We start from the raw sequence: 19,817 nt of genomic DNA on the forward strand, positions 1-19,817 counted from the left end.
AGGTTAACTTGTGATCACCTGCGTCCATACCGTGCGTTTGCTGATATTGTGATTGTTTTTCATCCGTCATCACTCCTTTCGATGCCTTATGATATTCGCAAATCCTTTTGGAATTCCTGCCTGCCTTGCCTTGATGCGATCGGATGCACGATAAAAAGAAACCCCCATAGGAGAGAGCTTGAGCAGCTTCTTTCGCATGGGGGTTTTTGTCAGAGAGGGATCAGCCTCCCTGATTGCTTTGTGTATTAAAGTACTGGACAATCCCTTTGAATAGACCTTCTGCGGCAAGATCCTGTTGTTTCTCGGAACGTGCGCGAATCTCATCGTTGTAGTTGGATAAGAAGGAGATCTCGGCCAAAATGGACGGCACCGGGTTTTCGCGTAGAACGAAATAGTTTCCGTAACGATAATTCATATCCTTGTAGCTCGTCGCTTTCACCAGTTCCGTTTGAACCAGGGAGGCAAGCTTGCTAGAGTTACCTTGGCTGTAGTAGAAAATAATCGAGCCATTCGTTGCTGAGTTTGGATGCGTATTGTGATGGACGCTGACAAAAATATGAGCCTGATTTTGAATCGCAATGTCGACGCGCTGTTGCAGAGTCAGCTTGCGATCATCAGCTCGTGTCATGATGACTTTGGCGCCTGCTGCTTCCAACTTGTTACGCAGGAGCAGAGATACTTGCAGATTGACTGTTTTCTCTAAAGTAGAGAAGCTGGAGCCAGTCGAGCCACCATCAGTACCACCATGACCAGCGTCGACGACGATGACTTTGCCGGCAAGATCATTACTGCGTACCACTGCTGGCGCACCATTAGCTGAAACAAGCCAGCCTGCAATGTAGCCTGTGGAGCCGTCAAGGAAGTTTACTTGGAACCACTCGCCTGATTTATTGGCAATTCCGTATTTCTCACCAGGCTGCACCTGTTTGATAATATCGTGATCAGTACTCGGACCAGAACGAACATTGGTATCTGGATTCATGATCGTCACGTATGGGCCACTCGGAGTAGGCATGCTTGGTTGGTTCACCGAAATGTGCCAGCCTGCCACCCAGCCAGTTTTTCCGGCTGCCGTGTTGACGCGGTACCAGTCTCCTTGTTTTTCCAAAACAGTCAGCTTGTCTCCGACTGGAAGTGTAGCTTGAATAGCACTCGTTGTGTTCGGTTCACTGCGCAGATTCAATCCGTCCGTTTTTACTGTGGCGGTTTGACTCGAAGAAGATGGTTGCCCAGTCTGAGGTTTCGTGCTTCCATTTCCATTTTCGGGCAGAGTCGGTTGACCTGTGTCCGGGTTGGTTTGATCGGTGGAGAGCCAAGCGTTGACTCCATCGTATGGGAATTGAATCCAACCATTTTGTCTGTTCAAGACCGTGATTTTCTCGCCCGCATGTAGTTGACCGATAGCAGGTGTACTGGCATCTGGCGTGGCGTATACGTACGGAGCGAAGTCCAAGGTGAGGCTGGCTCCTTGTACGGCGGGAGGCTTCGGTTGTGAGCCTGTCCCCGCAGGATTGGTTGTTGGGGGTGTGCTACCAGTAGAGGGAGGAGTAACTGCTTGTCCCGTACCTACTTCTTTTACAAGCCAGTTTGCGACCCAGCCTTTTGTTCCTGCGTTGAGTTGAATTTGGATCCATTCGCCACTCTTTTGCACGATGGGGTAGCGCGTACCTGGATTGATTGTTTGTACGACTGCATATGTCTGACCGGGTCCAGAACGAACATTGACATTCGTCGTGGTGCTCTCTACTTGCTTGGCAGATGCAGTTGCTGGTTTCTGTTGCTGCTGCTGTGTGCTGACGAGCCAGTTCGCTACCCAACCGTTTTGGCCGTTCGGAAGCTTTACCTGAATCCAGTCATTTTTGGTGGAGATGACAGGCAGCACAGTTTTGTTCGGCAGTGTAGTGACAATAGCGTCTTGGAGGCTAGGACCTGAACGGACATTGAGCTTGTCCACGGTGACCTGAACAGAACCGGCGGCCCAAGCTGCAGAAACGGGGAGGGAAATGGCACAGACGACAGTCAGGAGACTCCTCAGGATCTTTTGACGAACAAACACGATAGACATCCTTTCCGAAATAAGTAGCTTCTTGAATTCCTTGTGATTTTTCATGTTTTTACCAAAATAATCACTTCGCTAGTTCTCCTGCTTTTTCCTGCAAAAAACGACAAAGTTCTGCATAGCTTCCCTGATTGCTTTTCGGCAGGCAAGGCAATACTAGATTTTACTAGACGCTAGCACACGCAGCTTTTCAGGAGGAATTCATCGTGAGACAGTCAAAGAAGGAAACATTCGCGCAAGGATTGAATCGGCAGTTTTTGTCTGTTGATTTTCAAGACGATTTGGAGAAAGAAATGTCACTCCAAAATGTAGAAATGGCCCAAGATTTTCATCCAGGCTTGCGGGATATCCAACATCCACGGCAAAAACGGCGATGACTTGCACATGATGCCACAACTTGTCTAGTTGACCCGAGTAATTCTTGTCGGCTATGATGAGGAGTGGCATTTTTGAAAAAAGCAGGTGAACTCCATGATACAGATCGTATGTGAGGGACACGCATTCGAGCGGGAACTCTCCTTAATTCTCGCGTTATTTTACGAAGATCCAGCGCTCACTTTTGTGCCGGAGTGGACAGGTGAGGCTGATTTGAAAATCATGCTGGCATTGACCGTGTATGAAAATGGAGTCGTAGCTTCGGGAGAGTTATGCGATGGCAAACGAAGCATCTCTCATCAGGTGGAGCGAGACTACGTAGCACGTGATGAAAAAGCGATGAAAAAGACGGCCAAGCAAGCTCTTTGCTATGCGCTGTTATTGATGTTGGAAGAATACACGGGCATGGAGCAAGGCTGGGGTATTTTGACCGGGATACGCCCGACGAAACTGCTTCACCAGTTGAACGCCGCTGGTGTAGACAGACAGGAAGCACATAAGCGATTGCAGCAGGATGTGATTTTGCGTCCATACAAGCTGAACCTTTTGCAAGAAATCGTAGACAAGCAGCTCAACGTCGTGCCTGACTTGTATCAAATTGATCGTGAACTGTCTGTGTATATCGGCATCCCATTTTGTCCGACGAAGTGTGCGTACTGTACGTTTCCTGCTTACGCGATTCGCAGTCATACGGCTTCGGTTAATCCGTTTCTCGAAGGTCTCCATTACGAGATGGAGCGGATGGGAGAGTGGCTTCGCGCGAATGACCAACGGATCACGTCCATTTATTTCGGGGGCGGAACCCCTACGAGTATTACCGCAGATGACATGAACCAGCTGTTTGAGACGATGCATCGCTCTTTTCCACACATGGGAGATGTGCGTGAGTTGACAGTTGAGGCGGGAAGACCCGACACGATTACACGTGAAAAGCTTGATGTGATGAAGCAGTGGGAAGTGGATCGGATCAGCATTAATCCACAGTCGTTCACGCAGGAGACGCTCCAGGCAATCGGACGTCATCACACCGTCGAAGAGACGATTGAGAAATACCATCTGGCTATGGAGATGGGCTTGACTAATATTAATATGGACCTGATCATCGGGCTGCCAAATGAAGGCGTAGCCGAGCTGGCGCACAGCCTCCAAGAGGTAGAAAAGCTAATGCCTGCCTCGCTGACGGTGCATACGCTGTCTTTCAAGAGAGCATCTGAGATGACGCAGAACAAAGACCGCTACAAGGTCGCTAGTCGCGAAGAAATTAGTAAGATGATGGAGATGGCTTCCGAGTGGACAGCGGCGAATGGCTATGACCCTTACTATTTGTATCGGCAAAAAAACATTTTGGGAAATTTGGAGAATGTCGGATATGCCAAGCCAGGGCAGGAGAGCATCTACAACATCATGATCATGGAAGAGGTACAAACCATCCTTGGTCTCGGCTGTGGTGCCGTATCCAAGCTGATGGCTCCAGGAAGCGGCAAGCTGACGCGCTTTCCGAATCCAAAGGACCCAAAAACGTACAATGACACATACAAGGTTCTGGTTGAAAACAAGCTTCGTGATTTGGATCAAATCTATTCGGGTGCGAAAACGGCTGGACAGGTATCTGGCAAGTAAGTGATGGATATACTGTTGATTAATAAAAAAACCTCTATCGAGGCTTTTTCAAGGAGGAGCGACCACGTTTTTGCGGAAAGTTTTTATGCGCTCCAGAATTTATTAGCGTGTCGCTAATAAATTCTTACACGTTAAAAAAAGTTTTATTCGAGCGCCTGTTGACGGCAGTTGGCGGGTTTGCTATGATTCACATTAAGCTTTTTTATTGAATAAGAAATGATCTGATGACGGGAACAAGTATCCAGGAACCGGATGCCCAGAGAGAAAGCGCCGTGGCTGAGAGTGCTTTCGTATAACGGCTTGGTGAATGACATCCCTGAAGACCGCAGTGAACGGCTGAAAGAAATCTCTTTCCCCAGTAACTGGCAGGCGTGTGCCGGCGTTAACGGCTAATAAGTGGGATAGCCTTTTGTGATTGTAAGGCTATTCAAACAGGGTGGCACCACGGGAGTATAACCAGTCTCTCGTCCCTGACATGCGGCGATTTGCTAAATGTCAGGAGACGGGGGACTTTTTTATTTGGTCAAAAATAAAGGTTCCTTGATCCTGAAGGTTTGGCGTTAGCCCGAGTTTTTGAAAAGACATGGAGGTTCGAGAGGAATGACTAGAATCCAGATCCCACGCGGTACGCAGGATATCATGCCTGGTACTGTAGAGCTGTGGCACTACGTGGAGGCTAAGGCCCGCGATCTGTGTCGCCGCTCCAATTACGCGGAAATTCGTACGCCGCTGTTTGAGAGCACAGAGTTGTTCCAACGGGGTGTAGGCGAGACCACGGATATCGTGGAAAAAGAAATGTACAGTGTAGCCAATCCGCGCAGTACGGACGCTCTCACGCTGCGTCCAGAAGGGACAGCGGGTGTTGTTCGCTCCTACGTGGAAAACAAGCTGTACGGTGTGCCTAATCAGCCTACCAAGCTGTACTACCTGGGGCCGATGTTCCGTCACGAGCGTCCGCAAGCAGGCCGCTATCGCCAATTCGTCCAATTCGGTGCAGAAGCGATCGGTTCAAGCGATCCAGCGATCGATGCAGAAGTCATTGGCCTTGCGATTCGTCTGTATCAGGAGCTCGGATTGACAGGACTTTCTGTGGAATTGAACAGCGTAGGTACGGTAGAAGACCGGGCGCGTCACCGGGAGCATTTGCTCGCACACTTGAACGGTGTTCGCTCTGAGCTGTGCGAGGATTGCCAATCTCGTATCGATCGCAACCCGCTCCGCGTGCTCGATTGCAAAAATGAAAAATGCAAAACACTGACGATGGATGCTCCGTCCATTTTGGACTACTTGAGCGAAGAATCCGCGACACACTTCGAAGCCGTACAAAACTACTTGACCGCGCTGGATATTCCGTTTCATGTAAATCCGCGTCTGGTTCGCGGCTTGGACTACTACACACTGACCGCATTTGAAATCAAAATGGCAGAGATCGGTGCGGTAGAAACGCTTTGTGGCGGTGGGCGCTACAACGGACTGGTTGCAGAGCTGGGCGGCGACGATATGCCGGGCATCGGCTTCGCACTCAGTATCGAGCGTCTGCTGTTGGCTCTGGAAAAGCAAGGTGTTCAACTGCCGATCTCGGGTGGCATCGATTGCTTCGTAGTGGTGCAGACACCAGAAGCGAAAACAACAGCTTTTGTTCTTGTCGACCAATTGCGCCAAGCTGGGATTGCGGCTGAGCTGGATTATCTGGATCGGAAAATGAAAGCACAGTTGAAGCAAGCAGATCGTCTACAGGCTCGTTTTACGGCGATCATCGGCGAGTCTGAATTAACGAATGGCACGGTTGTTCTAAAGGAAATGGCAACAGGCGAGCAACAAGAAGTGAAACGCGAGGAACTCGTTTCGGTACTGGCTGCAAAAGCAAATCAATAAAACAAATCGTTGGGGGAAATGATCATGTCTTGGCAATATCGCACCGTACATGGTGGAGAAGTAACAACAGCACACGTTGGGCAAGAAGTCGTACTGAACGGATGGGTACAAAAGCGTCGCGACCTCGGGGGCGTAATCTTCATTGACTTCCGTGACCGCACAGGCATCGTCCAAATCGTATTCAACCCGGAGTACAACAAAGAAGCTTGGGAAGCGGCTGACAAAGTGCGTAGCGAATACGTACTGGTTGTAAAAGGGAAAGTTGTAAACCGTGCACCAGAAGCAATCAATCCGAAGCTGAAAACCGGCGAAGTAGAAGTGCACATCTCTGAAATCGAAATCTTGAACGATGCAAAAACGCCTCCGTTCCTGATTGAAGACGAGATCGATGTAGATGAACAAGTTCGTCTGAAATACCGCTACCTGGACTTGCGCCGTCCAGAAATGCAGCGCTCCCTGATTTTGCGCAGCAAAGCAGCGAAAGCGTTCCGTGACTACCTGGATGAGAACAACTTCCTGGAAATCGAAACACCAATTCTCCAGAAGAGTACGCCTGAGGGCGCACGTGACTACCTCGTGCCTTCCCGTGTACATCCAGGCGAGTTCTACGCACTGCCACAATCACCACAGCTGTTCAAACAGCTTTTGATGGTATCCGGTTTGGAGCGCTACTACCAAATCGCTCGTTGCTTCCGTGACGAAGACCTGCGTGCTGACCGTCAGCCTGAATTTACCCAAATCGACATTGAGACCTCTTTCCTGTCTATGGAAGAGATCCTGCCGATGATGGAAAAGATGGTTGCTCACGTATTCAAGCAAACGGTTGGTGTAGACGTACCAACTCCATTCCCGCGTCTCACGTATGCGGATGCAATGGCGCGTTACGGTTCTGACAAACCAGACGTACGCTTCGGCATGGAGCTGACAGACGTATCTGATCTGGTTGCGACAAGCGACTTCAAGGTGTTTGCAGCAGCTGTAGCTGGCGGCGGACAAGTAAAAGCGATCAACGCAAAAGGTTGCGGACACTACTCCCGTAAAGAAGCAGACGACCTTGGCAAATTCGCTTCCCGTTATGGCGCGAAAGGCTTGGCTTGGATCGGCTTCAAAGACGGCGAAATCAAAGGGCCAATTGCGAAGTTCTTTAAAGAAGAAGAAATCAACGAGATGAAAGCACGCTTGGCGGTAGAAGAAGGCGACTTGCTCCTGTTCGTTGCTGACAAACCAAAAGTAGTAGCAGATGCACTGGGTGCCCTTCGTTCCAAGCTGGGTGCTGAACTTGGCCTAATTGACCAAAGCAAGTTCGCATTCCTCTGGGTAGTAGACTTCCCACTGGTTGAGTGGGATGAGGATGCAAAACGCTACGTTGCCCTGCACCATCCGTTTACTCGTCCAAAAGACGAAGATCTGCACCTGTTCGACACCGATCCAGGTCAAATGCGCGCACAAGCGTACGACATGGTTCTCAACGGATATGAGCTCGGCGGAGGTTCCATGCGGATCTTCAAGCGCGAAGTGCAAGAAAAAATGTTTACCGCACTTGGCTTCTCACCAGAAGAGGCACGTAAACAATTCGGCTTCCTCATGGATGCATTCGAATACGGTACACCTCCACACGGTGGAATCGCTCTCGGCTTGGACCGTCTGATCATGCTCTTGGCTGGCCGCACTAACCTGCGCGAAGTCATCGCATTCCCGAAAACAGCAAGTGCGAGCGACCTGATGGTAAACGCTCCAGATGTAGTAGATGGAAAACAATTGAAAGAGCTGTCCATTGCAACAATTGTCACAGAAGAAGAAAAGGTGGAAGCGTAATCGACTTGCGCAACTGCATTGCTCTTTGATACATTGGTAATACTATGATGAAAGCCCTGCTATGCTCGTGACATCCGATAGTTTTGAGCCACAAAGTTTGTTTAGGGAGTTTTTCGTCCGTGATTGTAAAGGCATGCCTCCTTAGAGTGGACGTCTGTAACAGTTCGGCAAGACACCCACCTGCGATGAGCAGGTTCAAAACTAAGGAGCAACACGGCATAATGGGGCTCCTTTTTTAACTTCAATCCTACTTTTCCGATTGACTATAAGTGCGTGTTGAACAACCCTAATAATCTCGCTTGCGAATGAAAGGTGACACGAAATATGCTTCATCAATTTTCTCGTTGTGAATTGGCCTTCGGTCCCGAAGGTTTGGAAAAAATGAAAAATAGCCGCGTTGCTGTATTAGGAATTGGCGGAGTCGGTTCCTTTACAGTAGAAGCACTCGCGCGTACAGGTGTAGGCAAGCTCGTTTTGGTAGATAAGGATGTAGTAGACATCACGAACATCAACCGCCAAATCCATGCGACGCTGAACACAGTCGGTCAAAAAAAGGCTGAGCTTATGAAGGAGCGCATTGCTACGATCAATCCTGAGTGCGAGGTCGTAACTCTCAATATGTTCTACAATGAAGAAACAGCGGATGCGCTGTTTGAGCATGAACTGGATTACATCGTGGATGCCATGGACACCATGTCCGCGAAGCTGCATGTGATTAAAGAAGCGAAGCGTCGCAATATCCCTATTATTTCTAGCATGGGTGCAGCCAACAAAATGGACCCGACCCGTTTTGAGGTTGCCGATATTTCCCAAACGAGTTATGATCCGATTGCAAAGGTCATTCGTCGTGAGCTGCGTAAAAGCGGTATCTACAAAGGGGTAAAAGTGGTATATTCCCGTGAGATTCCCGTAACTGTACGTGTAGATGTACGCGAACAAATCGTTTCCAACCCGAATTCACCGATTAGCAAAGTGCGGATGCCTCCAGCAAGCAATGCTTTCGTGCCTTCTGTGGCTGGTTTAATTTTGGCCAGTGTAGTGGCAAGAGATATTTTGGAGTGGCAGCCTGTAAAAGGATAGTGGAACATGGATGATTTATTCACGTTTGCCTACGACCAACAGGGTGGCGGCAAACAGAAGCCATTGGCTGCACGGATGCGGCCGCAAACGATTCAAGATGTAATCGGGCAATCGCATATTTTGGCTCCTGGAAAGCTGCTCCGACGCGCGATTGAAGCAGATCAAGTGTCCTCTGTCATTTTTTACGGACCTCCTGGTACAGGGAAAACAACGCTCGCAAAAGTCATTGCCCGGACCACACGTACGCATTTTTCTGAGTTAAATGCCGTTACGGCTGGTGTTGCTGACATCCGCAAAGTGGTAGATGCGGCAAAGGAGCGGCTCGTCATGGACAGTCAGCGGACAACGTTGTTCGTAGACGAGATTCACCGCTTTAATAAGTCGCAACAGGACGCCCTTCTTCCTTATGTGGAGGAAGGCACGATCATTTTGATCGGCGCTACGACGGAGAATCCTTTTTTCGAGGTGAATCCGGCGCTTTTGTCGCGTTCACAAGTGTTTTCCCTTCAATCGCTTTCTCATGAGGAATTGAAGCAGGTCATGGATCGGGCGCTTACTGATGAAGAAAACGGATTGGCGGAGCTATTTGTCAGCGTAGAACCGGAAGCGGCAGAGCATTTGGTTCAATACGCGGAAGGGGATGCCAGACGTTTGCTGAATGCATTGGAACTGGCAGTGACAACGACGCAACCAGGAGCGGATGGACGAATTACAGTGACGCTGGACGACGCAGTAGAATCCATTCAACGCAGGGCTGTACGCTACGATAAGAGTGGGGACAACCATTACGACACGATCTCCGCTTTTATTAAATCCATTCGTGGTTCTGATCCGGACGCAGCTCTTTACTGGTTGGCGAGAATGATCGATGCCGGAGAAGATCCGCGGTTCATTTCTCGCCGTTTGGTCATTTCGGCTTCAGAGGACATCGGCAATGCAGACCCGCAAGCGATCACAGTTGCGATGTCCTGCTTTCAGGCGGTAGAATTGGTGGGGATGCCTGAAGGGCGTATCCCTTTAGCACAAGCGACGACGTACCTGGCAACTGCCCCCAAAAGCAATGCTGCATACAACGGAATTAATTCTGCGTTGGATCGTATCCGAACGGATGGTCACAAGCAAGTACCGATTCATCTGCGAGATTCTGCTTATAAGGGAGCTGCGAAGCTGGGACACGGTCAGGGATATCTGTATCCGCATAACTATCCATATGGGTATGTACCTCAACAGTATCTGCCTGACGGTGTAAACTACTCGTTCTACCAGCCAAAGGATCACGGCTACGAGCGTCACATTCGCCGTTTCCAGGAAGAAAGACAGAAGATGGATGGACGTGGATTGCCAAGGAAAAACTCCCCCGAATAATAGGGGGAGCTAACATTTACGTGCGGACGTTTCCGCCTGGTTTATTGGGCAAGTCACCGTTTTCATTCGGTTGTTTGCTCTGCTCACTCGCTCCGTAACGGGCTTTGTGAGCAATCGTGCCTGCGGGTTGGTCGTACAAGGTTTCGGACGGGTGGTTGGGACCTCGTTCCGAGCGTTTGTTCGTTGTCATCTGCATATCACCCCCTAAGATGTTAGTGTGTCCCACGATAAAGAAGACATGTAGGGGGCGGGCGCGTATTACCGATACAAAGAGGAGAGTTGTTAACGTGAAGATTTCGACGAAAGGACGTTACGGGCTGACGATCATGATGGAATTGGCCAACCGTTGCGGAGAAGGGCCGACTTCACTGCGGAGCATCGCCCAGAAACACGATTTGTCCGAGCATTACTTGGAGCAATTGATTGCCCCTCTGCGTAACGCGGGTTTGGTAAAAAGTATTCGTGGCGCATATGGCGGTTACGTTCTGGCAAAGCAGCCGGATGAGATTTCTGCTGGTGATGTGATTCGCGTGCTGGAAGGACCGATCAGCCCTGTGGAATTTGCAGAGGAAGAAGACCCGGCTAAGCGTTTTTTGTGGCTGCGTATTCGGGATAGTATTTCTGCTGTTCTGGATTCGACTTCCCTTCAGGACTTGATCAGCTTTGAAGACGATGGTCCTGCCGATAATTATATGTTTTATATCTAGAATATTAGTTGGTAGAAGGTGACAGCAGTGTCAGATCTAATGTATTTTGACCACGCAGCGACTACGCCGGTACATCCGCGTGTAGTTGCTGCAATGACTCCCTATTTGACTCAAATATTCGGGAATCCATCCAGTGTCCATGGTGCAGGTCGCGAAGCGCGAAAAGCGTTGGAGCATGCGAGAGACACGATTGCCGACTTTATGGATGCTGATCCACAATCGCTCATCTTTACGAGTGGCGGGACAGAAGCGGACAATATGGCAATCATCGGCGCAGCAATGGCACAGCGCGAACGTGGTCGTCACGTCATTACTTCGCAAATCGAGCACCATGCAGTCTTGCATGCTTGTGAATTTTTGGAGCAGGCTGGATTTGAAGTCACGTACTTGCCTGTTGACCAGACAGGCATGATCTGCTTGGAAGACCTAAAACAAGCGGTTCGCCCGGATACGGTACTGGTGTCCATTATGTACGGGAACAACGAAGTAGGAACGATCCAGCCAATCGAGGAAATCGGTACCTTCTTGCGTGAAAAAGGGATTGTTTTTCATACGGATGCCGTACAGGCTTTTGGTGTACTGCCTATCCATGCACGGAAGCTCCCAGTTGATATGCTCTCGGTATCCGCTCATAAAATTAATGGTCCAAAAGGAGTCGGCGCTTTGTATGTAGCGCGTAAGGTCCCGTTTTCCCCGATTTTGCACGGCGGTTCACAAGAGCGCAAACGCAGAGCGGGAACGGAAAACCTGGCCGGGATTGTTGGGTTTGCCACGGCGACAAAGGTCGCTGGCGAGGAAATGACGGAGCGGGTTGAAAAGTATGAGCAGATGAAAGCAGCGATGATCGCAGTCTGGCAGGAAGCAGGAATTACGTTCTGCCTGAATGGACATAGCGAGCAGGCTTTGTCACATATTTTCAATGTGTCATTCCCTGGTGCACATACAGAAACCATGCTGATGAATCTGGATATCGCCAAAATTGCAGCAGCGAGCGGCTCAGCTTGTACATCCGGATCATTAGAGCTGTCACACGTGCTGAAAGCGATGCACGTGGACGAGAAGATTCTGCATTCAGCTATTCGTTTCAGCTTTGGAATAACGAATACGGTGGAAGAGGCGAGACAAGCTGCTACAGTGATTGCTGGGATTGTAAAGCGCTTGGTACGCGAATAACGTAGTATGAAAGCCGTTTGGATAAGCCAAGCGGTTTTTTCATTTGAGTAAAAGCGGGTTTCTTATTGGAGTTTGTGGTGAATTGTGGAAGAGGATGGTAAAATGATGCTGTGGTACTAATCCTGAAGAACTATACAATTCGGATCATCCGATAAGGAGAGGACTTTCATGTTGCCCAGACGCTACTCTATTCGCTACAAACTGGTGTTTACGATACTAATCCTAACCATGCTTCCATTAATGGTCGTCGGCTATATCCAATTTGAAAATGCACGCAGCGCGCTATACAAGCTGGCTGTATCTGACTTGCAATATATAACGGAAATGAAGGCACGTGAGCTGGCTGTATACGCTCAAGATGCAACGATTAATGAGGGGAACAGACAGAAAATTAATGAAATAACACGCGAGGTGGCCGAAAAATATTACAAGCCAAATGGTATGGTTGGCTACGCCTATATCTTGGATACGAGTGGAATTGCCATTTTTCATCCAGACCCGAAAGTCGAGAATACCTCTTTGGCGAATGAAGAATTCACGCAAGTCATGCTCGCTCAAAAAAACGGATGGATCGAATATGACTTCGGCGGCTCTACCAAAGTGGCGGCGTATAAGCAGCTGCCAAACGGGTGGATTCTAGCCATTGGCAGCTACGAGAATGATTTGCTGACGACGATTGAGAGCAGTCGTTCAATGATGTTTCTCCTCAACCTGATAAGTGCCACCTTAGCGCTGGTCACAGGCATTTTTATTGTCAACAAGCTGGTACGACCACTAAAAGAGCTGGTATTGGCAATGAAGCGTGCAGAGACAGGAGATTTGACCACGCAAGTGACTGTCCGTTCCCGGGACGAGCTTGGGGAATTATCGTCGATGTACAATGAGATGATGGGTGTATTTCGCAGCATGGTCAACGCGGTGCAGCGAGTAGCCCAGCAGGTAGCGGCAGCTTCGGAAGAATTAACAGCGAGTGCGACAGAAAGTGCACGTGCTTCCGAACAGATTTCCATGGCTTCTTCGGAAATTGCTACAGGTTCCGAACAACAAAAACAAACGGTGACGGATACAGTACGCTTTTTGTCTCGCATCGGTGGAGATATCCAACTCATTGCAGCCTCGACTTCTCAAGTAAATGCTGATGCGACAGACGCGAATCAATTGGCACAGATTGGTGAAGGCAAGCTGCAAGAGCTCGTACAAGAAATGGATCAAATCACGGATCATGCCCGTAGTACGGAGCAGGTTATCCGCGAGCTTGGCTCTCAATCCGAGCAAATCATGGGAATCATCACGATCATTCGTCAAATATCCAACCAGACGAATCTATTGGCTTTGAATGCCGCCATCGAAGCTGCACGGGCGGGGGAACAGGGACGCGGCTTTGCGGTTGTTGCCCAGGAGGTACGTAAGCTGGCTGAGCAATCGGGTGAGGCTGCAGAAGAGATCGCAGGCTTGATTCATACAATCCATACAGATATTCTCGCTGCTGTAACGGCAATGGGAACGACTGCAGTCGCTATACAGGATGGACGCGAAGGAGTGGCTCAGGCAGGAGACAGCTTCCAGCAAATCTTGGTGGCCGTTCAAGACGTCAGCCAGCAAGTACATCGTATGAACGATGCAGCCCAGGGGATTCATCGCGATACAGTCCAATTGGTGAGTCACTCCGAAAAAATAGCTGGACTTGCGGAAATAGCGGCCAGAGATACACAGGAAGTGGCAGCAGCGTCCGAAGAACAGTCTGCAACATCCGAGGAAATGACGGCAGCATCAGAAACACTTGCGAAAATGGCCGAGCAGTTGTCAGAACAAGTAAAACGATTTACAATTTAAGACGAGCATATGAGAAATCCACTTTCAAGAGAAGTGGATTTTTCCTTTCTGGAACGGTTTTTATGTCAGGAGGCGTTTAGATGGACGAGCAGCAGTCAATCTCGCTGTTTGCGGAAACCTACATTCGAGGATTTGTTTCTCAAGAAATTTTTTACAATGATGAAACCTGGTACGGAGTTATCCGTCTAAAGATAGAAGAGACTACCGAATCGATTAAAGAATCGGAGGTCATTATTGTCGGTAATTTTCCTCGGCCACATCCAGATGAGCTGTACACCTTTTACGGGGAATGGAAGACACACGCTCGTTTTGGCCAGCAGTACGTAGCAAAGCGCTATGAACGTGAAACACCGAAAACATTGGCAGGGGTTGAGCGATACTTAGCCAGTGGCTTGTTTCAAGGGATCGGAAAAAAGATGGCCAAACGAATTGTCGAGCAGCTTGGGGTAGATGCGCTGTCGATTATCGCGGACTTCCCGGAGCGATTGGCTGAGGTACCAGGCATTTCTGAACAACGTGCCAAAACAATCTATGAATCAGTAGTCGAGCATCGTTCCTTGGAAAGTGCCATGGTTTTCTTGTACGACTTCGGCATTGGTGTGAACATGGCGCTGCGTATTTATCAGACCTATAAGCTGGAAACGATGACAGTACTGAAGGAAGAGCCTTACCGGTTGATTGAAGATGTCGTTGGAATCGGCTTTAAGCGGGCAGATGACATTGCACGAGCAACTGGAATCGATGCTTCCTCAGAAGAACGTGTGAAGGCGGCAGCTCTCTTTATGTTGCAGGAGGCTTCGTATTCAGAGGGACATGTTTATTTGCCTGTGGAGGAGCTGTGTGAAAAAACACTGCGCCTTCTCGAAGAGTGCGGCGGGCACGTTTTTTCTGGAGACGATATTCGACTGGCAGTGGAAGCCCTGTTTGTGTCGAGTAAAATTGCCTGGGAAGATGAGCGGGTGTATTTGCCTTCACTGTTTTTTGCCGAACTCGGTCTTGCCAAAAAACTGCGTCACTTCGCTGCGCGGGATGAATTCGGTACGTTCCCGACATCGGAATTTTACCGTGCGTTAGGGGCGGTCGAGGATGAGCTGGGGATTACATATGCCCAGACGCAGCGTGATGCCATTGAACAGGCGATCAAAGCAGGTCTGATGCTTCTCACAGGGGGGCCTGGGACGGGGAAAACGACAGTCATTCGAGGGATTTGTCGTGTCTTTTCTCAGCTTCATGGATTGTCTCTGGACTTGAAAAAATACAACGAAGAAAATCCGTTCCCGATCATACTTGTAGCTCCTACTGGGCGTGCTGCAAAACGTATGACAGAGACTACGGGTTTACCTGCAATGACTATCCATCGCTTACTCGGTTACAAAGGGGAGAGCTTCGAGCATGATGCGGAGCACCCAATCCGTGGCCGGCTATTAATTGTGGATGAAATGTCCATGGTTGATATCTGGCTCGCCAATCAATTGTTTCGTGCGGTTCCAGATGACATGCAGATCATCATGGTAGGTGACCCTGATCAGTTACCTTCCGTAGGACCAGGCAACGTCCTATTGGATATGATTCGATCTGGATTGCTACCTTTGGTACAGCTGACAGAAATTTATCGGCAAGCAGAAGAATCAACCATTATTCGGTTGGCCCATGATGTACGCAAGGGGAATGTACCGGCAGATTTGCTTCACACCACCCCGGATCGGCGATTCTTCACAAGTTTGCCACAAGAAGTTCCGGAAGCAGTGAAACAAATTTGCTTCGGAGCCGTAAAAAAAGGGTATACGGCAAAAGATGTTCAGGTATTAGCCCCTATCTATAAAGGTAATGCCGGTGTGAACCGGTTGAATGAAGAATTGCAGGAGCTGTTTAATCCGAAAACGCCGCAAAAGCGTGAAGTTACTTTCGGTGAGACGACTTTCCGTACAGGAGACAAGGTTCTGCAATTGGTGAACAATGCTGAAGAACAGGTGTTTAACGGTGACATGGGTGAGATCGTCGCCATCTTTTTCCCGAATGAAAATGCGGAGAACCAGGAGATGCTGGTCGCTGCCTTTGATAACAGGGAAGTGGTGTACAAGCGTTCGGATTATCATCAGCTGACGCTTGCCTACTGCTGCTCGGTTCATAAGTCTCAAGGCAGCGAATTTCCGATTGTGATCATGCCGTTTGTCAAAAGCTACTACCGTATGCTCAGACGTAAGCTGGTCTATACCGGGATTACCCGGAGCAAATCATTCCTCATCATGTGTGGAGAGCCGGATGCGTTCCGCGCTGCTGTAGAGTCTGATGAGGAGGGAGTACGGTACAGTTACCTGGAGGAACGGCTAAAGCAAGAGTGAAGTTGGAACCATTTGCGCCGAATGGACGTGTCCTTTTCGCCTGATACTAACAAGGCGGAAGGGGGATGTCCCACATGCGCAAGGCAATGGATGCAGTCGGATTGCCAGTTGTTTGCCTTCAAACAGGGGAAACGATTGGAACCGTGCGCGACATTCTTTGCGACTCCACTTGGCATGTACGAGGAGTCTTGCTGAGCGAACAGGGCTGGTTCCAATCAGGTACCTATATTCCTACCGAACATATTCATGCGGTTGGGGAGTCCTGCCTTACCGTATCGGGAAAAGATGCGATCACGCCCTTACCTCATCTCGCCGGACTAGAGCCTGTCGGCATTGTGACGGGAAAGACGAAGTTAAAAGGAAAAGCGGTGATTACCGCATCCGGAGAGTGTTTGGGGAGGCTGGAAGACGTTTACTTTTCAGCCAACTGGGAGAAACTTGTAGGGTACGAACTATCGAATGGCTGGCTTGCAGATATTACGGAAGGACGAAAGCGCCTCCCTGCACCAGCATCCGTTATCGTCGGGGAAGAAAACCTGATCGTGCCGGACTAGTTCGTGGCCAGGCGTGAAAGGGAGGAAAAGCGTGATGCGTGTCATATGCCCGAATTGCAGTTCCAAAGACGTAGGAAAGATTGGAACCAATCAATACTATTGCTGGAACTGCTTTATAGAAATGAGCGTTTCCAATGAGCAGATCGCTTCTGTCTACCAGGTTGAGGAAGATGGATCTTTGCATTCGCTCAACGATCTGTTTATTGAGGATCAGACAGTAACCGCTCACTTGAATATGTAGTGGATTTGAGCGGCAAAACCAATGGAGGTGGCACGCTTGTTCATTCGAGGCCTGTTGCGGGTTCTGGCCACAAGCGGAATTGTGGCGATCATTGGCTATTGGATGGCTCCGCGACGTCGCAGTCGGTTTTCATTGAATTGGAATCAGTTGCCCTTCTCCATGCGTGATGTAACGCGTATGTGGAAATCAGGTCGCAAGCTGATGCGTGCCGTGACTCGTTAACAAAATGTGAATTGGAACGTAAATAAACACCCGAACATACACTGTGTTCGGGTGCTTTTTTTTACATCGCCATACATGAAAAAGCTCCGTCGCGTAAAACGACGGAGTCTTGCTTTGCATTAAGATTGTTCTGCCAAACGTTTTTGCTGTTGGCTTTTCATGCGTCCGATCAACAGGACACCAACCACAACAGCTACGATGAATAACCATTTTACCCAAGGGTAAGCGGCAAAGAATGGTGTGAGGAACTTCTCGCTCGTTACCATGTTCGCAGCGGTATACGCCAATACGGCAGAACCGATATAAATAACGATCGGATATTTCTCGATCAGCTTCAAGATCAATGTGCTACCCCAAACCATGATCGGAACACTGATGATCAAACCGATAACTACCAGAAGGAAATCACCATGTGCTGCACCAGCAACCGCGATAACGTTATCCAAGCCCATTACCGTGTCGGCTACGATAATCGTCCAAATCGCTGCTCCAAGTGTTCCGCTTGCCTTCATATTCTCATGACCATTATCTTGAACGAGCAACTTGAGGGCGATCCAAATGAGAATCAAACCACCTACAAGCAGCAGACCAGGAATTTTCAGTAACCAAACGACAGCGAGTGTCGCCAATGCACGAATGACAATTGCACCAACCGTTCCCCAGATGATAGCTTGCTTTTGTTGATGAGCAGGCAGGTTACGAGCCGCCATCCCGATGACGAGGGCATTGTCCCCGGCCAGCACCAGATCGATGATAACGATAGAGAGTAATGCAGTCCAAAACTCAGGGCTTAACAATAAATCCATTTCTACTCCTCCTCCTAATCCATTTTAGAAGCGAATAATCCGCTGGCCGTTTTCTTGATACCTCCTGTAGTGTGTGTAAAGGGGCGAAAAAGAAAACGACCTTTCCCGGGACAGGAAAAGGTCGTTTAAAATACAAAAATAGACCTTTTACCTGGTCGGCAAAGGTCTTGCTTACAACATTTACGAAAATGTTGCCAACATAGCCGGGGAAAAATCCCGTAATGACGACTATGTTGCGAAAAAGCTACTCCCCTTTGGAGATATCCTCTTGTAATTACATACTACTGAACACGAAATTGTGTGTCAATAGGTTACATGAAATTAATGTGAATGAGACAAGCTAAAAAAGATGTATGCAAATAGAGAGGAGTTGGGGAACGTGGATGAACTTCGGCGAAGTCGTCTATTTGCTGCTGCTGTTTGGCTCATCGCACTTTTGGTCATCGGCAATCTGCTTTGGCTGCTCCGACCAGTCCTTTCACAGTTGTTTTCGCTCATGAAGGAAGTGCTCGTTCCCGTCATATTGGGACTCGTTATCGCTTACTTGCTCCATCCGGTCGTGCAATTGCTAGAAAAAAGAAGGGTTCCGCGCTTAATGGCAGTGCTGCTCATATATGGATCATTTGTATTGGTGATTACCATTGCGATCATTAACGCCATCCCTATTTTTACGAAACAATTGGTGGAGCTGTCAGATGATATTCCCCGCCTGATGGATTGGTACTATACATGGATGAGTGAGTGGGAGGCACGAAAGTATTTCTTGCCGGATAGCATCTCGAAGGGTGTGGACCGGGTGATCATCCAGTCGAATGAGGGAATGTCTCATTCCGTATCGAAAATCGTGGATAATGCTCGTCATTCGATGGGAAAGCTGTTTGCTTTTGCTATCGTACCATTTATCGCTTTTTACTTTTTGAAGGATATGAAGCAATTGCATGAGACGGGGATGTCGATTGTTCCAAAGGCTTACCGGAAGCAAGTACTGATCGTCCTTCGGGATATTAATGAATCCTTGGGCAAATACATACATGGACAAATGATTGTCGCCCTGATCGTAGGTGTTTTTGCATATCTGGGCTACTGGTGGATCGGCATGCCGTATCCTTTTGTACTAGCTGCATTCGTATGTCTCACCAACATCATTCCGTACATCGGACCATTGATTGGGGCGGCCCCGGCAGTTGTGATCGCCATTACGATTTCAACCAAGACACTACTACTCGTTCTCGTTGTCAATCTCATCATTCAAATCGTGGAAGGGAACATTTTGTCCCCGAACATCGTTGGTCGTTCTTTGCATTTGCACCCGCTTCTCATTATCTTGGCCCTGCTAGTAGGGGAGACTGTAGGGGGCATCATCGGGCTAATCGTTGCTGTCCCGATTCTTGCCGTTTGCAAAGTGATCGTCAGCCGAATCGCTGTCATGATGCATGAAAGTTGACAGTGATCAGGTAAAATATTTATAATATGGACAAAGTGATTTATGTGAAATCAATGAGGGAACGAGTATGTTGCAGACCTTTTACAGAGAGGGCGCTCCATGGTTGAGAGGGCGACCAAAAGAAGAGCAGCAGAAGGCTACTCCTAAGACCGGGCAAAACCCGGCGGCTTGGCACCGTTAGACGCCACTTAAGCGACAGGCCTTGGCTCAGATACGTGTAGCGAGCCTGTAAGCAGGGTGGTACCGCGAGAAAATCAGTTCTCGTCCCTGAGGGGATGGGGGCTTTTTTTATTTTTAGATGAGGAG

17 protein-coding genes and 1 other RNA gene are annotated in these 19,817 nt (G+C 48.9%); 15 read left to right on the top strand and 3 right to left on the bottom strand.

The window, feature by feature from the left end:
- Positions 1-220: 220 nt before the first annotated feature.
- A complete protein-coding gene (locus HPY28_RS10500; RefSeq protein WP_017247582.1) occupies positions 221-2,110 on the bottom strand; it encodes an N-acetylmuramoyl-L-alanine amidase family protein in 1,890 nt (629 codons plus the stop codon).
- 155 nt (positions 2,111-2,265) lie between these two features.
- Here HPY28_RS10500 and HPY28_RS10505 point away from each other — a divergent pair, with 155 nt between their 5' ends.
- The 7 genes from HPY28_RS10505 to HPY28_RS10535 all read left to right on the top strand — a co-directional run bounded on the left by HPY28_RS10505 (position 2,266) and on the right by HPY28_RS10535 (position 10,189).
- On the top strand, positions 2,266-2,436 hold the full coding sequence (locus HPY28_RS10505) for a hypothetical protein (RefSeq protein WP_017247583.1): 171 nt from the start codon (positions 2,266-2,268) through the stop codon (positions 2,434-2,436).
- Positions 2,437-2,530: 94 nt separating this feature from the next.
- A complete protein-coding gene (locus HPY28_RS10510; RefSeq protein WP_174230535.1) occupies positions 2,531-4,054 on the top strand; it encodes a coproporphyrinogen III oxidase in 1,524 nt (507 codons plus the stop codon).
- Positions 4,055-4,654: 600 nt separating this feature from the next.
- Positions 4,655-5,929: a histidine--tRNA ligase gene (gene hisS, locus HPY28_RS10515; protein ID WP_017247585.1), complete on the top strand. Its 1,275-nt coding sequence runs from the start codon at positions 4,655-4,657 to the stop codon at positions 5,927-5,929.
- A 24-nt stretch (positions 5,930-5,953) separates the two neighbouring features.
- On the top strand, positions 5,954-7,744 hold the full coding sequence (gene aspS / locus HPY28_RS10520) for an aspartate--tRNA ligase (protein ID WP_017247586.1): 1,791 nt from the start codon (positions 5,954-5,956) through the stop codon (positions 7,742-7,744).
- A 50-nt stretch (positions 7,745-7,794) separates the two neighbouring features.
- Positions 7,795-7,976, top strand: a non-coding RNA gene (ssrS, locus tag HPY28_RS10525) — 6S RNA.
- Between the two features lie 92 nt (positions 7,977-8,068).
- Positions 8,069-8,824 carry a tRNA threonylcarbamoyladenosine dehydratase gene (locus HPY28_RS10530; protein WP_017247587.1) on the top strand — a complete coding sequence of 252 codons (756 nt, stop codon included), beginning with the start codon at positions 8,069-8,071 and terminating at the stop codon, positions 8,822-8,824.
- A 6-nt stretch (positions 8,825-8,830) separates the two neighbouring features.
- Positions 8,831-10,189 (top strand): replication-associated recombination protein A, encoded by a 1,359-nt coding sequence (locus tag HPY28_RS10535; protein ID WP_017247588.1) that lies wholly within the window; start codon positions 8,831-8,833, stop codon positions 10,187-10,189.
- 16 nt (positions 10,190-10,205) lie between these two features.
- Here the strand turns inward: HPY28_RS10535 and HPY28_RS10540 are convergent, their stop codons facing one another.
- Positions 10,206-10,379 carry a hypothetical protein gene (locus HPY28_RS10540; protein WP_016739245.1) on the bottom strand — a complete coding sequence of 58 codons (174 nt, stop codon included), beginning with the start codon at positions 10,377-10,379 and terminating at the stop codon, positions 10,206-10,208.
- A gap of 97 nt (positions 10,380-10,476) precedes the next feature.
- Here HPY28_RS10540 and cymR point away from each other — a divergent pair, with 97 nt between their 5' ends.
- The 7 genes from cymR (at position 10,477) to HPY28_RS10575 (ending at position 17,261) form a co-directional block, all read left to right on the top strand.
- Positions 10,477-10,896, top strand: coding sequence for a cysteine metabolism transcriptional regulator CymR (gene cymR / locus HPY28_RS10545; RefSeq protein ID WP_017247589.1), 420 nt, complete (start codon positions 10,477-10,479; stop codon positions 10,894-10,896).
- 27 nt (positions 10,897-10,923) lie between these two features.
- Entirely contained in the window at positions 10,924-12,069 is a 1,146-nt protein-coding gene (locus tag HPY28_RS10550) for a cysteine desulfurase family protein (protein ID WP_174230536.1), read from the top strand.
- Between the two features lie 168 nt (positions 12,070-12,237).
- A complete protein-coding gene (locus HPY28_RS10555) occupies positions 12,238-13,902 on the top strand; it encodes a methyl-accepting chemotaxis protein (RefSeq protein ID WP_174230537.1) in 1,665 nt (554 codons plus the stop codon).
- An 80-nt stretch (positions 13,903-13,982) separates the two neighbouring features.
- Positions 13,983-16,244, top strand: coding sequence for an SF1B family DNA helicase RecD2 (recD2, locus tag HPY28_RS10560; protein ID WP_174230538.1), 2,262 nt, complete (start codon positions 13,983-13,985; stop codon positions 16,242-16,244).
- 74 nt (positions 16,245-16,318) lie between these two features.
- Positions 16,319-16,798: a PRC-barrel domain-containing protein gene (locus tag HPY28_RS10565; protein ID WP_017247593.1), complete on the top strand. Its 480-nt coding sequence runs from the start codon at positions 16,319-16,321 to the stop codon at positions 16,796-16,798.
- A 34-nt stretch (positions 16,799-16,832) separates the two neighbouring features.
- Positions 16,833-17,039, top strand: coding sequence for a hypothetical protein (locus HPY28_RS10570; protein WP_007717618.1), 207 nt, complete (start codon positions 16,833-16,835; stop codon positions 17,037-17,039).
- Between the two features lie 27 nt (positions 17,040-17,066).
- Positions 17,067-17,261 carry a hypothetical protein gene (locus HPY28_RS10575; protein ID WP_228088569.1) on the top strand — a complete coding sequence of 65 codons (195 nt, stop codon included), beginning with the start codon at positions 17,067-17,069 and terminating at the stop codon, positions 17,259-17,261.
- 119 nt (positions 17,262-17,380) lie between these two features.
- Here the strand turns inward: HPY28_RS10575 and HPY28_RS10580 are convergent, their stop codons facing one another.
- Complete coding sequence (locus tag HPY28_RS10580; RefSeq protein ID WP_017247595.1) at positions 17,381-18,067, bottom strand: TerC family protein; 687 nt, start codon at positions 18,065-18,067, stop codon at positions 17,381-17,383.
- Positions 18,068-18,446: 379 nt separating this feature from the next.
- Here HPY28_RS10580 and HPY28_RS10585 point away from each other — a divergent pair, with 379 nt between their 5' ends.
- Positions 18,447-19,511 (top strand): AI-2E family transporter, encoded by a 1,065-nt coding sequence (locus HPY28_RS10585; RefSeq protein WP_174230539.1) that lies wholly within the window; start codon positions 18,447-18,449, stop codon positions 19,509-19,511.
- Positions 19,512-19,817: the final 306 nt, after the last annotated feature.

Origin of the sequence: Brevibacillus sp. HB1.2 (genome assembly GCF_013332495.1) — a bacterium.
GTDB classification, from domain to species: domain Bacteria; phylum Bacillota; class Bacilli; order Brevibacillales; family Brevibacillaceae; genus Brevibacillus; species Brevibacillus porteri.

Bases quoted from the DNA above. Each gene is read 5' to 3' on its own strand.
- HPY28_RS10500 (WP_017247582.1), bottom strand. From the start codon at position 2,110: ATGAAAAATCACAAGGAATTCAAGAAGCTACTTATTTCGGAAAGGATG.
- HPY28_RS10510 (WP_174230535.1), top strand. From the start codon at position 2,531: ATGATACAGATCGTATGTGAGGGACACGCATTCGAGCGGGAACTCTCC.
- hisS (WP_017247585.1), top strand. From the start codon at position 4,655: ATGACTAGAATCCAGATCCCACGCGGTACGCAGGATATCATGCCTGGT.
- aspS (WP_017247586.1), top strand. From the start codon at position 5,954: ATGTCTTGGCAATATCGCACCGTACATGGTGGAGAAGTAACAACAGCA.
- HPY28_RS10530 (WP_017247587.1), top strand. From the start codon at position 8,069: ATGCTTCATCAATTTTCTCGTTGTGAATTGGCCTTCGGTCCCGAAGGT.
- HPY28_RS10535 (WP_017247588.1), top strand. From the start codon at position 8,831: ATGGATGATTTATTCACGTTTGCCTACGACCAACAGGGTGGCGGCAAA.
- HPY28_RS10540 (WP_016739245.1), bottom strand. From the start codon at position 10,379: ATGACAACGAACAAACGCTCGGAACGAGGTCCCAACCACCCGTCCGAA.
- HPY28_RS10555 (WP_174230537.1), top strand. From the start codon at position 12,238: ATGTTGCCCAGACGCTACTCTATTCGCTACAAACTGGTGTTTACGATA.
- recD2 (WP_174230538.1), top strand. From the start codon at position 13,983: ATGGACGAGCAGCAGTCAATCTCGCTGTTTGCGGAAACCTACATTCGA.
- HPY28_RS10565 (WP_017247593.1), top strand. From the start codon at position 16,319: ATGCGCAAGGCAATGGATGCAGTCGGATTGCCAGTTGTTTGCCTTCAA.
- HPY28_RS10570 (WP_007717618.1), top strand. From the start codon at position 16,833: ATGCGTGTCATATGCCCGAATTGCAGTTCCAAAGACGTAGGAAAGATT.
- HPY28_RS10580 (WP_017247595.1), bottom strand. From the start codon at position 18,067: ATGGATTTATTGTTAAGCCCTGAGTTTTGGACTGCATTACTCTCTATC.